At 32.8% G+C, this 17224-nt stretch carries 16 protein-coding genes; 14 read left to right on the forward strand and 2 right to left on the reverse strand.

Annotation, left to right across the window (positions count from 1 at the left end):
* Positions 1 to 158 precede the first annotated feature (158 nt).
* From hemA to PQF96_RS22535, 9 genes are all read left to right on the forward strand, one after another.
* Positions 159 to 1412 carry a glutamyl-tRNA reductase gene (gene hemA / locus PQF96_RS22495; RefSeq protein WP_271768534.1) on the forward strand — a complete coding sequence of 418 codons (1254 nt, stop codon included), beginning with the start codon at positions 159 to 161 and terminating at the stop codon, positions 1410 to 1412.
* Between the two features lie 2 nt (positions 1413 to 1414).
* A complete protein-coding gene (gene hemC / locus PQF96_RS22500; RefSeq protein ID WP_271768537.1) occupies positions 1415 to 2326 on the forward strand; it encodes a hydroxymethylbilane synthase in 912 nt (303 codons plus the stop codon).
* A 1-nt stretch (position 2327) separates the two neighbouring features.
* Complete coding sequence (locus PQF96_RS22505) at positions 2328 to 2987, forward strand: uroporphyrinogen-III synthase (RefSeq protein ID WP_271768540.1); 660 nt, start codon at positions 2328 to 2330, stop codon at positions 2985 to 2987.
* A 105-nt stretch (positions 2988 to 3092) separates the two neighbouring features.
* Positions 3093 to 4124, forward strand: coding sequence for a uroporphyrinogen decarboxylase (hemE, locus tag PQF96_RS22510; protein WP_109436028.1), 1032 nt, complete (start codon positions 3093 to 3095; stop codon positions 4122 to 4124).
* Between the two features lie 2 nt (positions 4125 to 4126).
* Positions 4127 to 4618, forward strand: a complete 492-nt coding sequence (locus PQF96_RS22515; RefSeq protein ID WP_271768544.1) for a DUF6973 domain-containing protein — start codon at positions 4127 to 4129, stop codon at positions 4616 to 4618.
* Between the two features lie 104 nt (positions 4619 to 4722).
* A complete protein-coding gene (locus PQF96_RS22520) occupies positions 4723 to 5511 on the forward strand; it encodes an EI24 domain-containing protein (protein WP_271768547.1) in 789 nt (262 codons plus the stop codon).
* Between the two features lie 41 nt (positions 5512 to 5552).
* A complete protein-coding gene (gene hemF / locus PQF96_RS22525) occupies positions 5553 to 6455 on the forward strand; it encodes an oxygen-dependent coproporphyrinogen oxidase (protein ID WP_271768550.1) in 903 nt (300 codons plus the stop codon).
* Between the two features lie 80 nt (positions 6456 to 6535).
* Positions 6536 to 7144 carry a hypothetical protein gene (locus PQF96_RS22530; protein ID WP_109436024.1) on the forward strand — a complete coding sequence of 203 codons (609 nt, stop codon included), beginning with the start codon at positions 6536 to 6538 and terminating at the stop codon, positions 7142 to 7144.
* Between the two features lie 131 nt (positions 7145 to 7275).
* Positions 7276 to 7680, forward strand: coding sequence for a hypothetical protein (locus tag PQF96_RS22535; RefSeq protein ID WP_109436023.1), 405 nt, complete (start codon positions 7276 to 7278; stop codon positions 7678 to 7680).
* A gap of 9 nt (positions 7681 to 7689) precedes the next feature.
* Here the strand turns inward: PQF96_RS22535 and PQF96_RS22540 are convergent, their stop codons facing one another.
* Together PQF96_RS22540 and PQF96_RS22545 are read right to left on the reverse strand one after the other, a co-directional pair.
* Positions 7690 to 9042 carry a sensor histidine kinase gene (locus PQF96_RS22540; RefSeq protein WP_109436022.1) on the reverse strand — a complete coding sequence of 451 codons (1353 nt, stop codon included), beginning with the start codon at positions 9040 to 9042 and terminating at the stop codon, positions 7690 to 7692.
* Positions 9042 to 10406: a sigma-54-dependent transcriptional regulator gene (locus PQF96_RS22545; protein WP_109436021.1), complete on the reverse strand. Its 1365-nt coding sequence runs from the start codon at positions 10404 to 10406 to the stop codon at positions 9042 to 9044. Before PQF96_RS22545 ends, PQF96_RS22540 begins: the two co-directional genes overlap by 1 nt.
* 275 nt (positions 10407 to 10681) lie before the next feature.
* On the opposite strand from PQF96_RS22545, the gene PQF96_RS22550 reads away from it, so the two are divergent.
* The 5 genes from PQF96_RS22550 to PQF96_RS22570 all read left to right on the forward strand — a co-directional run bounded on the left by PQF96_RS22550 (position 10682) and on the right by PQF96_RS22570 (position 17185).
* Positions 10682 to 11986 (forward strand): TolC family protein, encoded by a 1305-nt coding sequence (locus PQF96_RS22550; RefSeq protein WP_235010945.1) that lies wholly within the window; start codon positions 10682 to 10684, stop codon positions 11984 to 11986.
* Position 11987: 1 nt separating this feature from the next.
* Positions 11988 to 13238, forward strand: coding sequence for an efflux RND transporter periplasmic adaptor subunit (locus PQF96_RS22555; RefSeq protein WP_109436019.1), 1251 nt, complete (start codon positions 11988 to 11990; stop codon positions 13236 to 13238).
* Between the two features lie 12 nt (positions 13239 to 13250).
* Entirely contained in the window at positions 13251 to 13946 is a 696-nt protein-coding gene (locus tag PQF96_RS22560; RefSeq protein ID WP_109436018.1) for an ABC transporter ATP-binding protein, read from the forward strand.
* A 32-nt stretch (positions 13947 to 13978) separates the two neighbouring features.
* A complete protein-coding gene (locus PQF96_RS22565; RefSeq protein WP_271768553.1) occupies positions 13979 to 14731 on the forward strand; it encodes a head GIN domain-containing protein in 753 nt (250 codons plus the stop codon).
* A gap of 69 nt (positions 14732 to 14800) precedes the next feature.
* Complete coding sequence (locus PQF96_RS22570; RefSeq protein ID WP_271768555.1) at positions 14801 to 17185, forward strand: ABC transporter permease; 2385 nt, start codon at positions 14801 to 14803, stop codon at positions 17183 to 17185.
* The last annotated feature ends 39 nt before the right edge of the window (positions 17186 to 17224 follow it).

Here is a 17224-nt window from a genome sequence, read left to right on the forward strand (position 1 = left end):
GTTTTACATAATCATAACAAAAATAAGGGTTTTCGGGAGTTTTTGATATAAAAAATGTCAAAAATACCATTTTCCGTTACTTATTGTTCTTCTAGCGTTACTTTATAATGCATTTGTAAATTAGTTTTGTTCTCAATAAATTAAGGAATAGGATTTACATGGAGCCCCAAATGCGAGCTATAGGAAAATATTTTTATGCAATTGGCCTCAGTTATAAAAAAGCTGATGCCGAAGTTAGGGGTAACTTTAGTATCAATGATGAGGCTAAAAACAATATTCTTAGACAAGCCAAAAATGAAGGAATTCCTTCTTTAGTTGTAATTTCTACCTGCAATAGGACAGAATTATATGGTTTTGCAGAACATCCTTTTCAGTTAATTAAATTACTTTGTGAACATACACATGGTACTGTCGAAGAATTTGAGAAAGTAGCATATGTTCATAAAAATACTGCCGCCGTTTCACACCTTTTTAAAGTAGGAACTGGCTTGGATAGCCAGATTCTTGGTGACTTTGAAATTATTAGTCAAATAAAAAATGGTTTTAAACAATCCAAAAAGGAGAATATGGTGAATCCTTTCATGGAGCGTTTGGTCAATGCGGTTATTCAGGCTAGTAAACGTATTAAAAATGAAACTGAAATTTCTAGTGGTGCAACCTCAGTGAGTTTTGCAGCAGTACAATATATTCTTGCTAGAGTTCCTCATGTATCTGATAAGAATTTATTGCTTTTTGGCACGGGTAAAATAGGGAGAAACACTTGCGAAAACTTGGTTAAACATACCAAAAATGAGCATATCGTTCTTATTAACAGAACCAAAGATAAAGCAGAGAAAATAGCAGGTAAGTTTAATCTTTTGGTAAAAGAATATGCTAATATTCAGTCAGAAATTAAGAATTCTGACGTTCTTATTGTAGCAACAGGAGCTCAAAAGCCTACAATATCTAAACAGTTAATTCATTCTGATAAGCCATTATTAATTCTTGACTTATCAATCCCTCGCAATGTAGCTCTTGATGTAATAGAATTACCAAATGTAACATTAGTACATCTGGATGATTTATCAAAAATGACAGATAGGACATTACGTAGAAGAAAAGAACACATCCCTCAAGCAGAAAGCATTATCGAGGAAATAAAAGCAGAATTTGATAGCTGGTTAGAGACTAGAAAATTTGCTCCTACCATCAAAGCACTAAAGAATAAACTGATTACGTTAAAAGAAGCAGAGATTAATTTGCAGCGAAAGAAATATTCAGATTTTGATGAGGAACATGCAGATATAGTGAGTAATCGAATTATTCAAAAAATCACCAATCATTTTGCAAATCATCTCAAGAACGAACATACTTCGGCAGATGAGAGCATAGAACTGATTCAAAAAGTTTTCCAACTACATCAAAATAAATAGTCTTGGCTAAAACAATTCGTATAGGTACAAGGGATAGTGAATTAGCACTTTGGCAAGCTAACACAGTACAAAAATATCTTGAAGATTTAGGGTATGAAACCAAAATTGTTGCAGTAAAATCGATGGGTGATATCGTTTTGGATAAACCACTTTACGAATTAGGAATTACAGGAATTTTTACAAAGACGTTGGATGTAGCCATGTTAAATGGTGATGTTGATATTGCAGTACATTCTATGAAGGATGTTCCGACGGCGTTGCCCAAAGGAATTGTCGAAGGTGCTGTTTTGGAACGAGCAAATGTAAATGATATTCTGGTACATAAAGGGTTAGATTTTCTACAAAAAGATGGTGTCATTGCCACAGGTAGTCTTAGACGTAAAGCACAATGGCTTCATAAATATAATAAACATACCGTTGTTGATTTAAGAGGAAATGTAAATACAAGGATGCAAAAGCTCACCGATAGTGATTGGAACGGAGCTATATTTGCAGCTGCCGGGTTAGAACGCATTAATCTAAAACCGGAACATTTTATCGATTTAAAATGGATGATTCCGGCACCAGCACAAGGAGCGATGCTAGCAGTTGCAAAAGAAGAAGATACATATTGTAGAGAAGCATTATCAAAATTGAATCATAGTACTTCTGAAATTTGTGTACATATAGAGCGCGAGTTTCTAAGAGAATTAGAAGGAGGATGTACAGCACCCATTGGAGCATTGGCAGTAATGAAGAAAGAAACAATTGATTTTACGGGAGCTTTGTTTAGCCTTGATGGAAGTCGCAAAATTGAAGTGATCAAGCAGGTTGATATTGGTGATAAACAAGACTTTGGTAAAAAGTGTGCGCAGGAAATATTGAATAATGGAGGAAGAGAATTAATGAAGGAGATAAAAGCAGAAATGAAATAGATTGAATATCTCAGCAACCATATTATCTGCAAAAAAACTAACCACACCTCAAAAAGAGTTATTACTTAATGCAGGAGTTCGTTTTGTAGAATATGACCCTATACAGATCGAACTTTTGAATGTTGAAATCAAACAGCAAATTCAAAATGCAATTTTTTCGAGCAAAAATGCAGTAAAAGCAATTCAAAATGCTAAAATCAATATTCAGAATTGTTTTTGTGTTGGTGCAACGACCAAAAAGCTTTTAGAAGAAAATGGACAAAATGTGGTAGAAACTGCTCAAAATGCAATAGAATTAGCCGAAATCATTGTAAAAAAGTATAAAAGTGAATCTTTTTTGTTTTTCTGTGGAAATTTGAGAAGAGATGAGTTACCAGAATATTTGAACCAAAATAATGTACATCTGGATGAACAGATAGTATATAAGACACATCAAACAGCTATTAAATTTAACCGTTCATTTGATGGGATTCTATTTTTTAGCCCTTCTGGAATTCAAAGTTACGTATCAGAAAACAGTATTGGAGAGAGTATTTCCTTTTGTATAGGAAGTACAACTGCTTCAGAAGCTAAAAAATATACAAATGATATTATTATAGCAAATAAACCTACAGTAGAGAATGTGATAGTTCAAGCTGTAAAATATTTTAATAATAAATGAATTATTCTTCTGGCACTTCGTCTACGCTCAGTATAGACTCCAGCCAGAATCTATTTAAAAATATAAAAACAAAATAGCCTATTAATTTAGGATAACATATATAAGATGACACAGCTAAAAAACGATCTATTTCTAAGAGCATTAAAAGGAGAAACGGTAGAACGACCACCAGTATGGATGATGCGTCAGGCAGGGAGATACCTGCCAGAGTTTAGAGCTTTAAAAGCAAAATATGATTTTTTTACTCGTTGTAGAACTCCAGAATTGGCTTCTGAAATAACAGTACAACCTATTGATATTATTGGCCCTGATGCAGCTATTTTGTTTAGTGATATTTTGGTGATTCCTCAAGCTATGAATATTGAAGTTGAGATGAAAGACGGTATTGGACCTTGGTTGCCAAATCCTATTCGATCTTTAAAAGATGTAGAGCAAGTTGTTGTCCCTGATGTGTATGAAGAACTGGGATATGTTATGGACGCTATTAAACTTACTAAAGAGCAACTTGACAATCGTGTTCCTTTAATCGGTTTTGCGGGTTCACCATGGACAATCTTATGTTATGCAGTGCAAGGTCAAGGGTCTAAGAATTTTGATAAAGCCAAAGAACTTTGTTTTGCACAACCAAAGGCAGCGCATCAATTATTACAAAAGATTACAGATACAACAATAGCATATCTAAAAGCAAAAGTGGCTGCTGGAGTAAATGCAGTGCAAATATTTGATAGTTGGGGAGGGATGTTATCTCCTGTAGATTATCAGGAGTTCTCCTGGAAATATATTCAACAAATTGTAGATGCATTAAAAGATGAAACCGAAGTTATTGTTTTTGGAAAAGGATGCTGGTTTGCTTTACAGGAAATGGCAAACTCTGGAGCCTCGGCATTGGGAGTAGACTGGACCTGTTCTGCTCGTAATGCACGATATCTTACAGGTGGTAATATCACATTACAGGGTAATTTTGATCCTTCTAGATTATTATCTCCACCAGCCGATATCAAAAAGATGGTGAAACAGATGATTGATGCCTTTGGTAAAGATAAATATATAGCTAATTTGGGGCACGGAATTTTACCTAATATACCTGTAGAAAACGCACAAGCATTTGTAGATGCTGTAAAGGAGTATGGGATGTAGGTATGAATGTCTGGAATGTAATAAGAGGATTAAGTATTCGTCAAATTTTTAGACTTGCACGCATATTAATTTTACAACCTTTATTGATTTATCCAACATTAAAAGCGACTAGGCAAACCATAAAGGTTTGTGATTTACTATATCAAAAAAAGCATCATAAAAACGGAAAAGCAAACGCTTTTCGACATGGGCTATGGAACCTGTTGATATGTCAGAGAACGTTCAGGGTTACAAAAAGCAGAGAAAAATCTATAATCTGGGCCAAAAAAATAACTGATCTACACGAAAAACTGGCGCCTAATGATCCATTAGAAACTGCAATGGATTTACGTAATAATGAAGTTGGAAGAGCTATTTTCGATGCTATGATTGATAATTCTGAAGAAGAAATGATAGCCGTTTTAAAAGAAAACACAAAAAATGCTAAAAAAATAATTGAGATAGATAGTATACTAGATCATAAAAAGGATTTGGTTTATCTTTCGGAAGATTAATAAAGCATTTAGTGAATATTGAAACAAAATTTACTAAAAGTGTACTTATAAAAGTAAATGATCAATCTGTACTAAATTTATTTCAGTATCAAAAATAGTTATTTATGTTCAAGAACATTTTCAACGGAATCAAAGCTTATTTTGGAACATTTAAACTCATTTCACAACTTGGGTTATGGAAATATTTTGCAATTCCTATCTTAATTAGTGTTGTTACAGGATTATCTTTTGTAGCACTGGCATACTTCTTTTCAGATAATCTTGGTGCGTTCATATCACAAATATGGGTATGGGAATGGGGAGCAGAGACTTTTGGAACCATTAGCACATACTTAGGAGGCTTTTTGATATTAGTTTTAGGGTTGATATTATACAAGCATATAGTAATGGCATTATCTGCTCCATTTATGAGTCCGGTTTCAGAAAAAGTAGAAAACCACCTTTTAGGGCAAACAGAACATGTACATCGTGAGACTTCTTTTAGACAACAACTATTAAGGGGTATTCGGATTAACCTACGAAACTTATCCAAAGAATTATTGTTTATGATTCCACTGGTTATTCTAAGTTTTATACCTGTGATAGGAATTGTATTTACCATATTGATCTTTCTAATACAAGCCTATTATGTAGGGTTTGGTAATATGGATTATACTATGGAGCGCCATTTTAACTACAAAGAAAGCATTCAGTTTGTAAGAAAAAACAGAGGAGTAGCTATCGGTAACGGAATCGTATTTGTATTGATGCTCTTTATACCAATATTAGGATTTATCATCACCTTACCTATTTCTGTAGTAGCAGCCTCTACAGAAACTGTTAAGATTTTAGAAGAAAAGAAACTGATAGCAATAAAAGATACTTCAGAAAAACCTAAAGAAATTAAAGAATAGATTTTCACAGTAGTGAGAATAGTATAAAACTAATTTTACGAATGAAAGAAAAATTTTATCAATATATACAAGAACTTCAGGATACCATTACCTCTAAGTTAGAACACATTGATGGTAAAGTTAAATTTAAGGAAGATCTTTGGGAAAGGCAAGAAGGAGGAGGAGGTAGAACACGTGTCATAGAAAATGGAAATGTATTCGAAAAAGGAGGAGTTAATATCTCTGGTGTACACGGTGCTTTGCCAAAGGCTATGCAAAGTTATTTTAATGTAGGTGATGTAGACTTTTTTGCCTGTGGCCTCTCGCTAGTCTTACACCCTAAGAATCCTATGGTACCTACAGTACATGCTAATTGGAGATACTTTGAAATGTATGATAAAACAGGGGCTATAGTGGATAGTTGGTTTGGAGGAGGCCAGGATCTAACACCATATTATCTATTTGAAGAAGATGCTAAGCATTTTCATCAAGTTTGCAAAAGATCTTGTGATCTGCATAACCCAGATTTTTATGCTACTTATAAAAAGAAATGTGATGAGTATTTTTATAATGCACATCGAGAAGAAGGAAGAGGTATAGGTGGGTTATTTTTTGACTATTGTAAAGCAAATGATGAAATGTCAATAGAAAACTGGTATGATTTTGTAACTGAGGTAGGTAACAGTTTTTTAGACGCATATATACCAATTGTCGAAAAAAGAAAAGAAATATCTTACACTCCAGAACAAAGAGACTGGCAAGAAATCAGACGTGGTAGATATGTAGAATTTAACCTGGTTCATGATAAAGGAACATTGTTCGGACTTAGGACTAATGGGAGGATAGAGAGTATTTTGATGAGTCTTCCGCCACATGTACAATGGCGATATGATCATGTGCCGAAACCGGAAAGTGAAGAGGAAAAATTGGTTAAAGTGCTCAAAAATCCGGTTGAATGGTCGTAAATTGATTTTTTTTTATTATCTTGCAAGACAATTACTTATGCCCTTAAGATACATGTTAGACAATTTAACACAAATGCCTTATGAAAAAATTTCTACTATTGACGATTACCGCACTACTTTTAGTAGGGTGTGAACTAATTCCTGAAAAAAAGGAGGGGTTCTCTAAATTTTCAAAAAATAAGATCGAATTTAAGAATAATACGATTGTTCTTACAAGCGATTATGTAAAAGCTACACCAGAAGAATTTAGAACAAGATTAGATTCTTTAAAAGACAAACCTAAATTTAAAACGGTTGCTTTACAGGAATTAAAAAAAGTAGAAGATAAAAAAGTAGACTTTGAACTTTTTATTGACGATACAAATGTAGAGAATTACGTATTTATTTATACTTGTGACTTCTATCAATTTGATGAGCATAGAGCCGCTAGAGTCGTGCAATCGCTTAGTGATCAATTACAAGATGAAGCCAATATTCAAGAAGTGAAATACAAAAGAATTCATGGTCGATTTTTCTTTACGCCAACTTCTAAAGTTGTAAAATTAAAATATTTAAAAGCGTATAAAAAAGACAGAAAATTTCAAACAGAATATATAATTTCTTCAAAATCTGGAGGGATTGGATTACTAATTAGTAATCTGGAAGATATCGATTTTGAAGGATCTGTAAAACGATTAGCTTCAAAATAATACAAGTGCCTGGTCGTTTTTAACGATAAATCATAATATTATATACCGTATTTAGACAAACTGATGTCTAATTACGGTATTTTTATGTGTATTTAATAGTAATCTTTCGACTAACTAAAAAAAGATTAGGAATGCCGAGAATTATACTACTTCTATTTTTGATATGCACAATAAGCTGTGCACGTAGCGTAGAACCTACTGTAGAACATATCAACACTATATTTGCCTCAAAAGATTTTACTTTTCAATTTAATCGTTTAGATGGTAGACAAGAGTCATTAAGTTTTAGAAATGATTATTTAGTGTATAAAAGTGATAAGCCTACATTTCGACGAGAGGTAAGTTATGATGAAGTACTTTTAATCAATGATTTTATCCAGAAAATTGTTAACCTTCATTCTCATACATTAGATCCAGAAACTTCATCACATTATGTCATAAAAAATACAGCGTATAAAGTTATTATTGTCCCTGAGCAGGAAGACCTTTATTTTGATGCTTTGATTAAAACACTACGATTGGATAAGGTAAAATGATCGTATTTTTTATTTAAAAAACAAGGTAAATGAAGTCTCGCTATTTGGAATAGAACGAGCGATTAGATTTCCTCCATGTAAATGCATAATTTGTTTAGAAAGACTAAGACCGATACCCGTACCATCTTGTTTTGTAGTGAAGAAAGGAACAAATATTTGATCCATAATATCTTGAGGAATCCCAGGGCCATTATCCTTAACAGTGATATATTTTTCTCTATCAGAAGTGATGCCTAAAATGAATTGTAGGGTAGCTTCATTTGTCCCAGTTAATGATTGAATAGCGTTTTTAGAAAGATTTACAAGTATTTGAGTGATTTGTTTTTCATCAGCATAAATCTCAAGATCATCAGCGTTTTTATATATACTAAAAGAAATAGTATCAAAACCGATTTCCTGACTAATTAAGACGCTTACTTTTTCTAATAACTCATCAACCTTGATTATCTTTTTATCAGGAATCGGTACATTTAAAAAGCTACGATATGATTGTACAAAACTCATTAAATCATTTCCTTGATTTTTAATTACTTCAAGTCCTTTGGCAGTATTTTGTATCTTATTTTCATCTACCTGAATGGCAGGGATTATCCCATTTTCATCTTTATAATACCGTAAAATTGATTCTGAGATAGAAGTAATAGGGGTCACAGAATTCATAATCTCGTGAGTCAATACTCGAATAAGTTTTATCCATGAATCTGTTTCCTTTTTATCAAGTTCGCTATGAATATCCTGAATGGTAATTAATTTTAGAACCTTTCCGTTTAAAATGATTTTAGAAGATTTAATAGCAAGTTCTATAGTTTCACGTTCATTGGTAAGCTGAAAAAGTTTACGTTCAAATGGTTCAATAGTACTAAAGAGTTCATATAATTTTTTGTCAACCTGCTCTAGTTGTTTTACATGATTTAAAGGAGTATAATTAAGTAATTTTTCGACCTTAGGGTTACTAAAAAGAATATGCCCATTATCATTACATGTTAAAATACCAGTTTCTGCGTGTTTTAATATTTCCTGATAGTATTGTTCTTGTGTTTGATTTTTTAGATATATTTTTTGTATTACTTCATTAAGAGTATTTAAGCTTTTATTTAATTCATTAAATGATTTTGGAGCACCATTTTCTGGGAATCGTAGAGTGAAATCTTCATTTTTGATAGAATTAAAAAAGTAAGCTATTTTACGATTGTTATGATTTAGGTTTTTGATTAAGAATATGGTTTGTAAAACGAGAAAAAGAATAATAAGAGCAGATAGTACATACAATTCCTGTAAGAAAATAAAGGCTAATATTAATCCGGTAAAAGAAATAGCCACTATCCTTGAAACTAGTTGTAGATAAAACCTGCGACTTACCATTACTTCTCTGATTTTTTAATTTTGTTATATAGTGTCTGTCTTGAGATGCCTAACTCACTGGCTGCAGCGCTATAATTTCCGTTATGCTTATCAAGTGCTTTTGCAATCATTAATTGCTCCATTTCATCAAGTGTTTCTGGACCCTTGTCCAAAGAAATTCCAATAGTAGTACTCAATAAGAAATCAGTAGGTTTCAAGACATTTCCTTCACATAGGATGACAGCTCTTTCAATAGTATGTTGTAGTTCACGTACGTTTCCCGGCCAACGATAACCTAATAATTTTTCTTCGGCAGAAGTATTTATCCTAAGGGATGGTTTGCCATATTTTGTCGCGTATTTTTTTAAATAAAAATCTGCTAATACGAGAATATCTTTATCTCGCTCTCTTAATGGAGGTACTTCTATATGGATAGTGTTGATTCGGTATAATAAATCTTCTCTAAAAATTCCTTCTTCGACCATCTGATTAAGATTGCAATTGGTAGCACAAACCAAACGTATATTTACAGGAATAGACTTATTTGACCCTACTCTTACAATAGTTCTATTTTGTATTGCAGATAGTAGTTTTGCCTGAGTTTGTAAAGATAAGTTTCCTATTTCATCAAGAAATAAAGATCCATTATCTGCAGCCTCAAACTTTCCGGCTCGATCTTCTTTGGCGTCTGTAAAGGCACCTTTGGTATGACCAAAAAGTTCGCTTTCAAATAATGTCTCTGATATAGACCCCATATCAACACCGATGAAAACCTCATTTTTGCGAGAGGACATCCTATGCAATTCGCGTGCGATCAATTCTTTACCAGTTCCATTTTCTCCGGTAATCAGGACATTTACATCTGTTTTAGCCACTTTACGAACGAGATTTAATACAGATGTTAGCGCTTTGGAATTTCCTATAATATAGTTGCCATCTTGATTAATAACCTGTTTTAAATGGCTTTCTTTTTGTTTTAATTCTTGTACTTCTTTAAGAGATTTACGCAGTAAATATGCTGATTTTATAGTAGCAAGTAACTTCTCATTATTCCAGGGTTTCAATATAAAATCAGTAGCCCCTTCTTTTAATGCTCTTACTGCCAAATCAATTGCTCCATATGCGGTCATCATAATTACCGAAGTGAGGGGAGCTTTTTTTTTAATCTCTTTAAGCCAAAATAATCCTTCATTGCCAGTATTAACTCCTGCAGAAAAATTCATATCTAACAAAGCGATATCAAAATCACTTAAATTAGGTAAAGAAGGAATTTGATTTGGGTTAGAAATCGTTTCGATGTGTTTGTATTCAAATTGCAAAAGAATTTCTAAAGCACTTAGAAGACTCTTGTTGTCATCAATGATTAAAATTTTTGCATCCTGCATAGTTAGCATATTTAACTTAACGAAGTAAAACTACAAATTTGAAATAGGACTTGGACAAAGGTGTAAAATTATTAGACACTATTTGTATAATAATTTTACATTTTAAAAACAGTAATATTGTATTTTTATATATAACCACTTGATTTATAAGTTTTTGTGTTTTTGGCACGAGATTAGGATATAGGATTGGCATCAAAAAGTTATTTAAGTGTTTATACATGATAAATTATAGAAACAAAATCTTATATTTTCTCTTGATTTTAATATCAAATACGATGTATTCGCAAGAATTATGGTCATTAGATGATTGTGTAAAGTATGCAATAGAGCATAATTTACAGCTTAACGATTTTAAATACAATCAGGATGCGAATAAAGAAACGTATAGACAGTCGATAAGAAATTTGTTGCCGAGTATTAATGCGAGTGCAGATTACATTAAAAACTTTGGTCGATCTCCAAACCCTAACACTAACATTTTTGAGAATAACGAATTTGTTTCAAACGCATATCAATTAAATGCTCAAATTGATTTGTTTCGAGGGTTTCAAAAAGTAAATACGATAAAGGCTACAAAGCTTTTATATAGTGCGACTAATGAAGAGACTCTTCAACAAAAATACTTGTTAGCATTTAGAGTCATGTCTGCTTTTTATGATATCCAGTTTATGGAAGGTTTGTTAACCATTTCTAAGGAACAAGAAAAAGTCTCACAAAATAATTATGACTTAGTAAAAAAACAAGTTGAGATAGGACAAAAGGCAAAAGCTGATGTCTATGAAGCAGAATCAGCACTATTAGCAGATCAATTATTAGTAACTCAAAACGAGAATAATATTATAGCAGCAAAACTGTCCTTGATTCAGGAAATGAATCTAAAAGGTACTACAGACATTTCTATTTTGTCCTCTACTATAGAAACCAATGAAAATGAGGTTGATCTCCAAAAAGATAAGGATTCTATTTTTGCCAAAGCAGAGAGCTTTATTCCTATAATAAAAGCACAGGAACTAAGAGCAAAAGCAGCCAAAAGACAGTTGGCTGTCGAAAGAGGAAATCTGTATCCTTCTTTATCGTTGTTTGCGGGGTATGGATCCAGATATGTTGATAATGGTATAAATGACGATACAGGAGAGGTTATTCCTTTCAATACTCAAATAAAAGATAATGCAGCGCAGTTTTTTGGTGTCTCGATTACGATACCTATTAGTAATGGTTGGTCTAATCGCTCACGTGTAAAACAACAAAAAGTAGCTGTAATGCGTGCAGAAAATACTTTTGAAATTCAGAAACAGGAGCTATATCAACTTATTCAGCAACTTGTTCAGGAGGGTACTGCCTTAGAAACAGAATATCAGCAGAGTTCACAAAGAATGAAAGCACAAATATTAGCCTTTGACATTGCACAAAAACGATATGAAAAAGGATTGATTAGCGCTATAGAACTTAACCAATCCAAAAATGTATTGGCAAATTCGCAGAATGAAAACTTACAGGTGCAATTGCGCTTAAAAGTAAATGAAAGTACCTTAGATTTTTATAAAGGATTACCTGTATTTAACATAAATAGAACACAATAAAATGGATATAAAGATTGAAAAGAAAAAAGGATTAAGACCTAAACATTATGGATATATTGTTATTGGTGTAATTCTATTTTTTGTAGGATGGAAAATGGTATTTGGTAACTCAGCAGCAACTTTTAGAACAGAAAAAGAAAAGTTATCGATTACCGAGGTTTCTTTCGGAAAATTTGATGATTATATTACAATTAATGGATCGGTAGCACCAATAAGTACAATTTATATGGATGCTTATGAAGGGGGACGAGTAACAGAAAAAATGATCGAAGAAGGTGCGATGGTCAAAAAAGGAGATATCATATTAACTTTAGAGAATAGAGGACTTTATGAGCAAATATTAGCTAGTGAAAACAATCTTGCTCTAAAACAAAATGATTTGCGATCTACCAAACTTACATTTGACTCGAGACAAGTAGAAGGTCGTAAAGACCTGGTGAATTCGCAATATGAATTACAGAAACTAAAAAGAAACTACGAACAAAATAAAGCGTTGTTTGAGGATGAGTTGATTTCTAGAGAAGAGTATCTAACATCAAAAGAGAATTATGAACTTTCGCAGAAACAATATGATATTATCAAAATCCAAACAGAACAAGATAAGGTGTTACGCAATACATCACTTAGCGAATTAGATGGTGACTTGGCACGTATGAAAAAAACACTATCGATGGTGTATGAACGAATCGATCATTTAAATGTAAGAGCTCCCGCTGATGGACAATTAGGATTTTTAGATGCAGAAATTGGACAAAATATCAGACAAGGAGAACGAATTGGGCAAATAAATGTATTAACAGACTACAAAATAGAAGCTGATATTGATGAGCATTATATTGATAGAGTAAAAAGAGACCTGACGGCTGTTTTGGATCGAAATGGTAAAGAATATCAACTACGTCTTAGAAAAGTATACCCAGAGGTACGTAATGGAAAATTTAAAGTTGATCTTGTTTTTGCAGATCAAAAACCTGAGACGATACGAACAGGACAGAGCTATAATATCAAACTACAATTAGGAGCATCTAATGATGCCCTTCTTTTGCCCAAAGGAAGCTTTTTTCAGAGTACAGGGGGGCAATGGATTTTTGTAGTAGATGCTTCTGGAGAAGTAGCCTGGAAAAGATCAATTAGAATCGGAAAACAAAATTCGAGATATTATGAATTACTCGAAGGATTAGAAGCAGGAGAAAAAGTAATCACATCTAACTATGATAGTTTTGGTGACGCTGAAAAAATAGTATTAAAATAAATCAATCAAAAAATGATTAAGATAGAAAACTTAAAAAAGAGTTTTAGAACAGAAGAAGTAGAAACTCTTGCCTTAAATAGTGTAAACCTAAAAGTTGAAGGAGGAGAATTTGTCGCTATTATGGGGCCATCGGGTTGTGGAAAATCTACTTTACTTAATATTATCGGGATGTTGGATAACCCAAATGAAGGGTATTATTACTTCAACGATCAGGAAGTAGGGGGTTTAAAAGAAAATCAACGTACCAAAATCAGAAAAGGAAACCTGGGATTCGTATTTCAGAGCTTTAATCTGATCGATGAACTCACGGTTTTTGAAAATGTAGAACTTCCATTGATTTATCTCAACATGAAAAAAAGCGAGCGCGAACAAAAAGTAAAAAAAGTACTTGAGCGAATGAAAATTGCACATCGAGAGAAGCATTTTCCACAACAACTATCAGGAGGACAACAACAGCGTGTGGCTATTGCAAGAGCCGTAGTAACAAATGCCAAACTAATTTTAGCCGATGAACCTACAGGGAATTTGGATTCTAAAAACGGAATCGAAGTAATGAACCTGCTTACAGAACTCAACCAGGAAGGTACCACAATTGTTATGGTAACACACTCTGATAGAGATTCTCATTATGCTCACCGAGTGATTAATTTATTTGATGGGCAAATTGTTACAGAAAGTCAAAATAAACCGTTCGAAGTTAACGCATAATATATAGTAAAACACACTTAAAAATTAAACTCATGGCAAAAATATCTTTATATCTCGCAGCCCTGCTAATTTCAGTTATTTCTATGATGACTGGATATAGTCAATCAAAAACAATTAGTGTAGATCACTTTGATAATGTAATTGTTAGTCCACATATTCAAGTACATTTTAAAGAAGGTAATAGTGAAAAAGTTACCATAGATAATGCTCGTTTACCAGAAGATAAAATCAATATAGAAGTCATAGGAAGAACACTTCGTATCTATTTGGATGATGCTAAGATGACAACTAAGCACATTACAATAAAAGAAAATGGATGGAAAAGAAAAGTGCCTATTTATAAAGGTACCATGATGACAGCTACGGTTACATATACTCAACTTAAAGAGCTTTCGATTCGTGGAGAAGAGATAATTACATGTGAAAGCCCAATAGAAAGAGATGACTTTAGATTAAAAATGTACGGAGAAGGTAAAATGACAATGAATGCTGTAAAATTAAATTCATTACAAGTATCTATTTATGGAGAAAGCTATTTAGAGATTAAAGAAGGAGTAGCAAATAACCAGAAATATACAGTTTATGGCGAAGGAGAAATAAATACTTTGGGTATGAGTAATGAAAATACAAAGATTACAGCCTACGGCGAAAGTCATTTTAGAGTAAATGTGTCTGATAGATTAAAAGTTACTGCTTTTGGAGAAACAACCGTAGCCTACAACGGAAACCCTACAGTTAATAAAGGAATAGTTTTAGGAGAAGCAACCATTCAAAAAATGAACTAGGAATTCATCAACTCCTACTGAACTTGTTTCAGTATCAATCAAATTCTGAAAATCAAAAAACGAACAGTTATGTTTAAAAATCATTTAAAAATAGCATGGAGAAATCTTAAAAAACGAAAAGTATTTGCCAGCATTAACATTTTAGGATTATCACTTGGATTTAGCTGTGCTATTTTGATTTTTCTATTTGTAAATCATCATTTACAGTTCGATAATTTTCATAACAATTCTGATCGAATTTACAGGGTAGTAACAGAAGAACATCGTGATGAGGTTGGCTATGATGCAGCTGTACCACCAGGGTTTGCAAAAGGTTTTAAGACTGATTATGATTATGCAGAAAAAGTAACAAAAATTTTTACTAGAGAAGGCTGGCAGATTAATGGTACAGGCAATAAAACATCACAACGCTTTCAGGAGAATGTTGCTTTTACAGAACCTGTTTTTTTTGAAATATTAAATTTCCCATTGCTTGAACAACTAGGAGATCAAACTTTAGACCAACCCAATACAGCATACATTACAGAAAGATTCTCAAAAAAAATGTTCGGTGATGAAAATCCTTTAGGAAAAACAGTAGTAGTTCGAAACAAAGAAACGATTCAGATTATTGGAGTACTTAAAGATTTACCAGAAAATACTGTGGTTCAAGGAGGCATATTTCTCTCTTACGAAACTTTAAAACACTTTGATCGTTTTGTTTATAGTGAATCTTGGGGAGGGATTAATAGTAGTTTGATGTGTTTTGCTTTACTTCATCCAAATCAAAATATTGCCGAGATTGAGAAAAACTTGATTCAATTAGTTGATAAGCATCGTCCAACCAGTAAAAATGTTCATCGATATAAACTTCAATCCCTCGATGATATTCATTTTGATAATAAGTATGGAGGAGTTAATGTAAGTCTATTATGGATTTTTACATTAATAGGATTTTTTATCATTACAATAGCTTGTATCAACTTTATCAATATTTCTGCGGCTCAGGCTTTTACTCGTTCTAAGGAAATCGGAATCAGAAAAGTATTAGGCAGTTTCAAACAGCATCTTTTTTGGCAGTTTATTTCAGAAACATTTATTATCAGTTTGTTTGCACTGATTTTTAGTTTAATCATTGTCATAGCTGTTTTACCATCTTTTAATGGCTTATTTACACTTAACCTTTCTGTAATATCCTTACTCGATGTTAAGGTCATTGGTTTTGTACTGGGGTTATTGATTTTTGTTTCTCTTTTTGCAGGAAGTTATCCAGGTATTTTATTAGCCAGAATTCTTCCAACATTAGCGCTTAAAGGAAAGTTAACTCAAAAAGATACTGGAGGTAAAATGACCCGTAAAGTTTTGGTAACTGTACAATTTGCAATTTCTATTGTTTTAATCGTAGCTACTGTAATTATAGGAAAACAAATTAGCTACGCGATTAATGCAGATTTAGGATTTGATAAAGATGCCATTGTTATGGTAGATATCCCCGAAAATATAGAACGTATTAAGTTAAATGGTTTACTAGAACGTATCGGGAAAATCTCTGGAGTTAAAAATACTTCAGCTTGCCTAACAAGTCCGGGAGGAACAGACAGTAACTGGATTACAGGTATTCGATATAATAACAAAGCTGAGTATGAAGAATTTTCTATCTCTGCAAAATTAGCAGATGAAAATTATATAAACACTTTTAATCTTGAGTTGATAGCAGGTCGTAATTTTTATGTTCGTGACTCTATCACCGAAGTAGTGGTGAATGAGATGGTTGCGCAAAAATTAGGCCTCGCATCATCAGAAGAGCTTATAGGCAAACACATAGAACTTAATGGTGGTGATATTAAAGCCTCAATAGTAGGGGTGATAGCGAATTTTCATGATCAAAACTTTCATGAAGGAATTAGTCCTGTTTTTATAGCTCCTCAATCAAATGCATTTAATGAAATAGCAATCAAAATAGACAGTCAAAATGCAGATGCGGCATTGACTGGAATTGAACAACGTTGGAAAGAAGTCTTTTCTAAATATATATATGAATTTAATTTTCTGGATGAGCGTGTAGCAAGACAATATGAAGAAGAACAGCGCTTTTTATCTATGTCAAAATTATTTTCTGGATTAGCCATATTTATTAGCTGTTTAGGGCTGTACGGATTGATTTCTTTTTTCGTTGCTCAACGTAGGAAAGAAATTGGTATCAGAAAGGTTCTTGGAGGCAAAGTTGGAGATATTTTATTGTTGTTCACTCAAGATTTCTTAAAGCTAATCTTTATTGCAGGAATAGTAGCTACACCACTGGCTTGGTATGCGATGAATAACTGGCTTCAAAATTATAAATATAGAGTCACTATCGATTGGTGGGTCTTTGTATTGGCCATAGGGGCAATTATTGCCATTACCATGGTTACTATTAGTTATCAGGCAATAAAAGCAGCTACCGTTAATCCAATAAAAAGTTTACGAACAGAATAATACATCAATTTGTTCTGAACTTGTTTCAGAATCAATCAA

Source organism: Aquimarina algiphila (assembly GCF_947494415.1).
GTDB classification, from domain to species: Bacteria; Bacteroidota; Bacteroidia; order Flavobacteriales; family Flavobacteriaceae; genus Aquimarina; species Aquimarina algiphila.

What these genes read in the sequence shown, in the direction of transcription:
- hemA (WP_271768534.1), top strand. Translation starts at nt 159, where the DNA reads ATGGAGCCCCAAATGCGAGCTATAGGAAAATATTTTTATGCAATTGGC.
- hemE (WP_109436028.1), top strand. Translation starts at nt 3,093, where the DNA reads ATGACACAGCTAAAAAACGATCTATTTCTAAGAGCATTAAAAGGAGAA.
- PQF96_RS22515 (WP_271768544.1), top strand. Translation starts at nt 4,127, where the DNA reads ATGAATGTCTGGAATGTAATAAGAGGATTAAGTATTCGTCAAATTTTT.
- PQF96_RS22520 (WP_271768547.1), top strand. Translation starts at nt 4,723, where the DNA reads ATGTTCAAGAACATTTTCAACGGAATCAAAGCTTATTTTGGAACATTT.
- hemF (WP_271768550.1), top strand. Translation starts at nt 5,553, where the DNA reads ATGAAAGAAAAATTTTATCAATATATACAAGAACTTCAGGATACCATT.
- PQF96_RS22530 (WP_109436024.1), top strand. Translation starts at nt 6,536, where the DNA reads ATGAAAAAATTTCTACTATTGACGATTACCGCACTACTTTTAGTAGGG.
- PQF96_RS22535 (WP_109436023.1), top strand. Translation starts at nt 7,276, where the DNA reads ATGCCGAGAATTATACTACTTCTATTTTTGATATGCACAATAAGCTGT.
- PQF96_RS22540 (WP_109436022.1), bottom strand. Translation starts at nt 9,042, where the DNA reads ATGGTAAGTCGCAGGTTTTATCTACAACTAGTTTCAAGGATAGTGGCT.
- PQF96_RS22545 (WP_109436021.1), bottom strand. Translation starts at nt 10,406, where the DNA reads ATGCAGGATGCAAAAATTTTAATCATTGATGACAACAAGAGTCTTCTA.
- PQF96_RS22550 (WP_235010945.1), top strand. Translation starts at nt 10,682, where the DNA reads ATGTATTCGCAAGAATTATGGTCATTAGATGATTGTGTAAAGTATGCA.
- PQF96_RS22555 (WP_109436019.1), top strand. Translation starts at nt 11,988, where the DNA reads ATGGATATAAAGATTGAAAAGAAAAAAGGATTAAGACCTAAACATTAT.
- PQF96_RS22560 (WP_109436018.1), top strand. Translation starts at nt 13,251, where the DNA reads ATGATTAAGATAGAAAACTTAAAAAAGAGTTTTAGAACAGAAGAAGTA.
- PQF96_RS22565 (WP_271768553.1), top strand. Translation starts at nt 13,979, where the DNA reads ATGGCAAAAATATCTTTATATCTCGCAGCCCTGCTAATTTCAGTTATT.
- PQF96_RS22570 (WP_271768555.1), top strand. Translation starts at nt 14,801, where the DNA reads ATGTTTAAAAATCATTTAAAAATAGCATGGAGAAATCTTAAAAAACGA.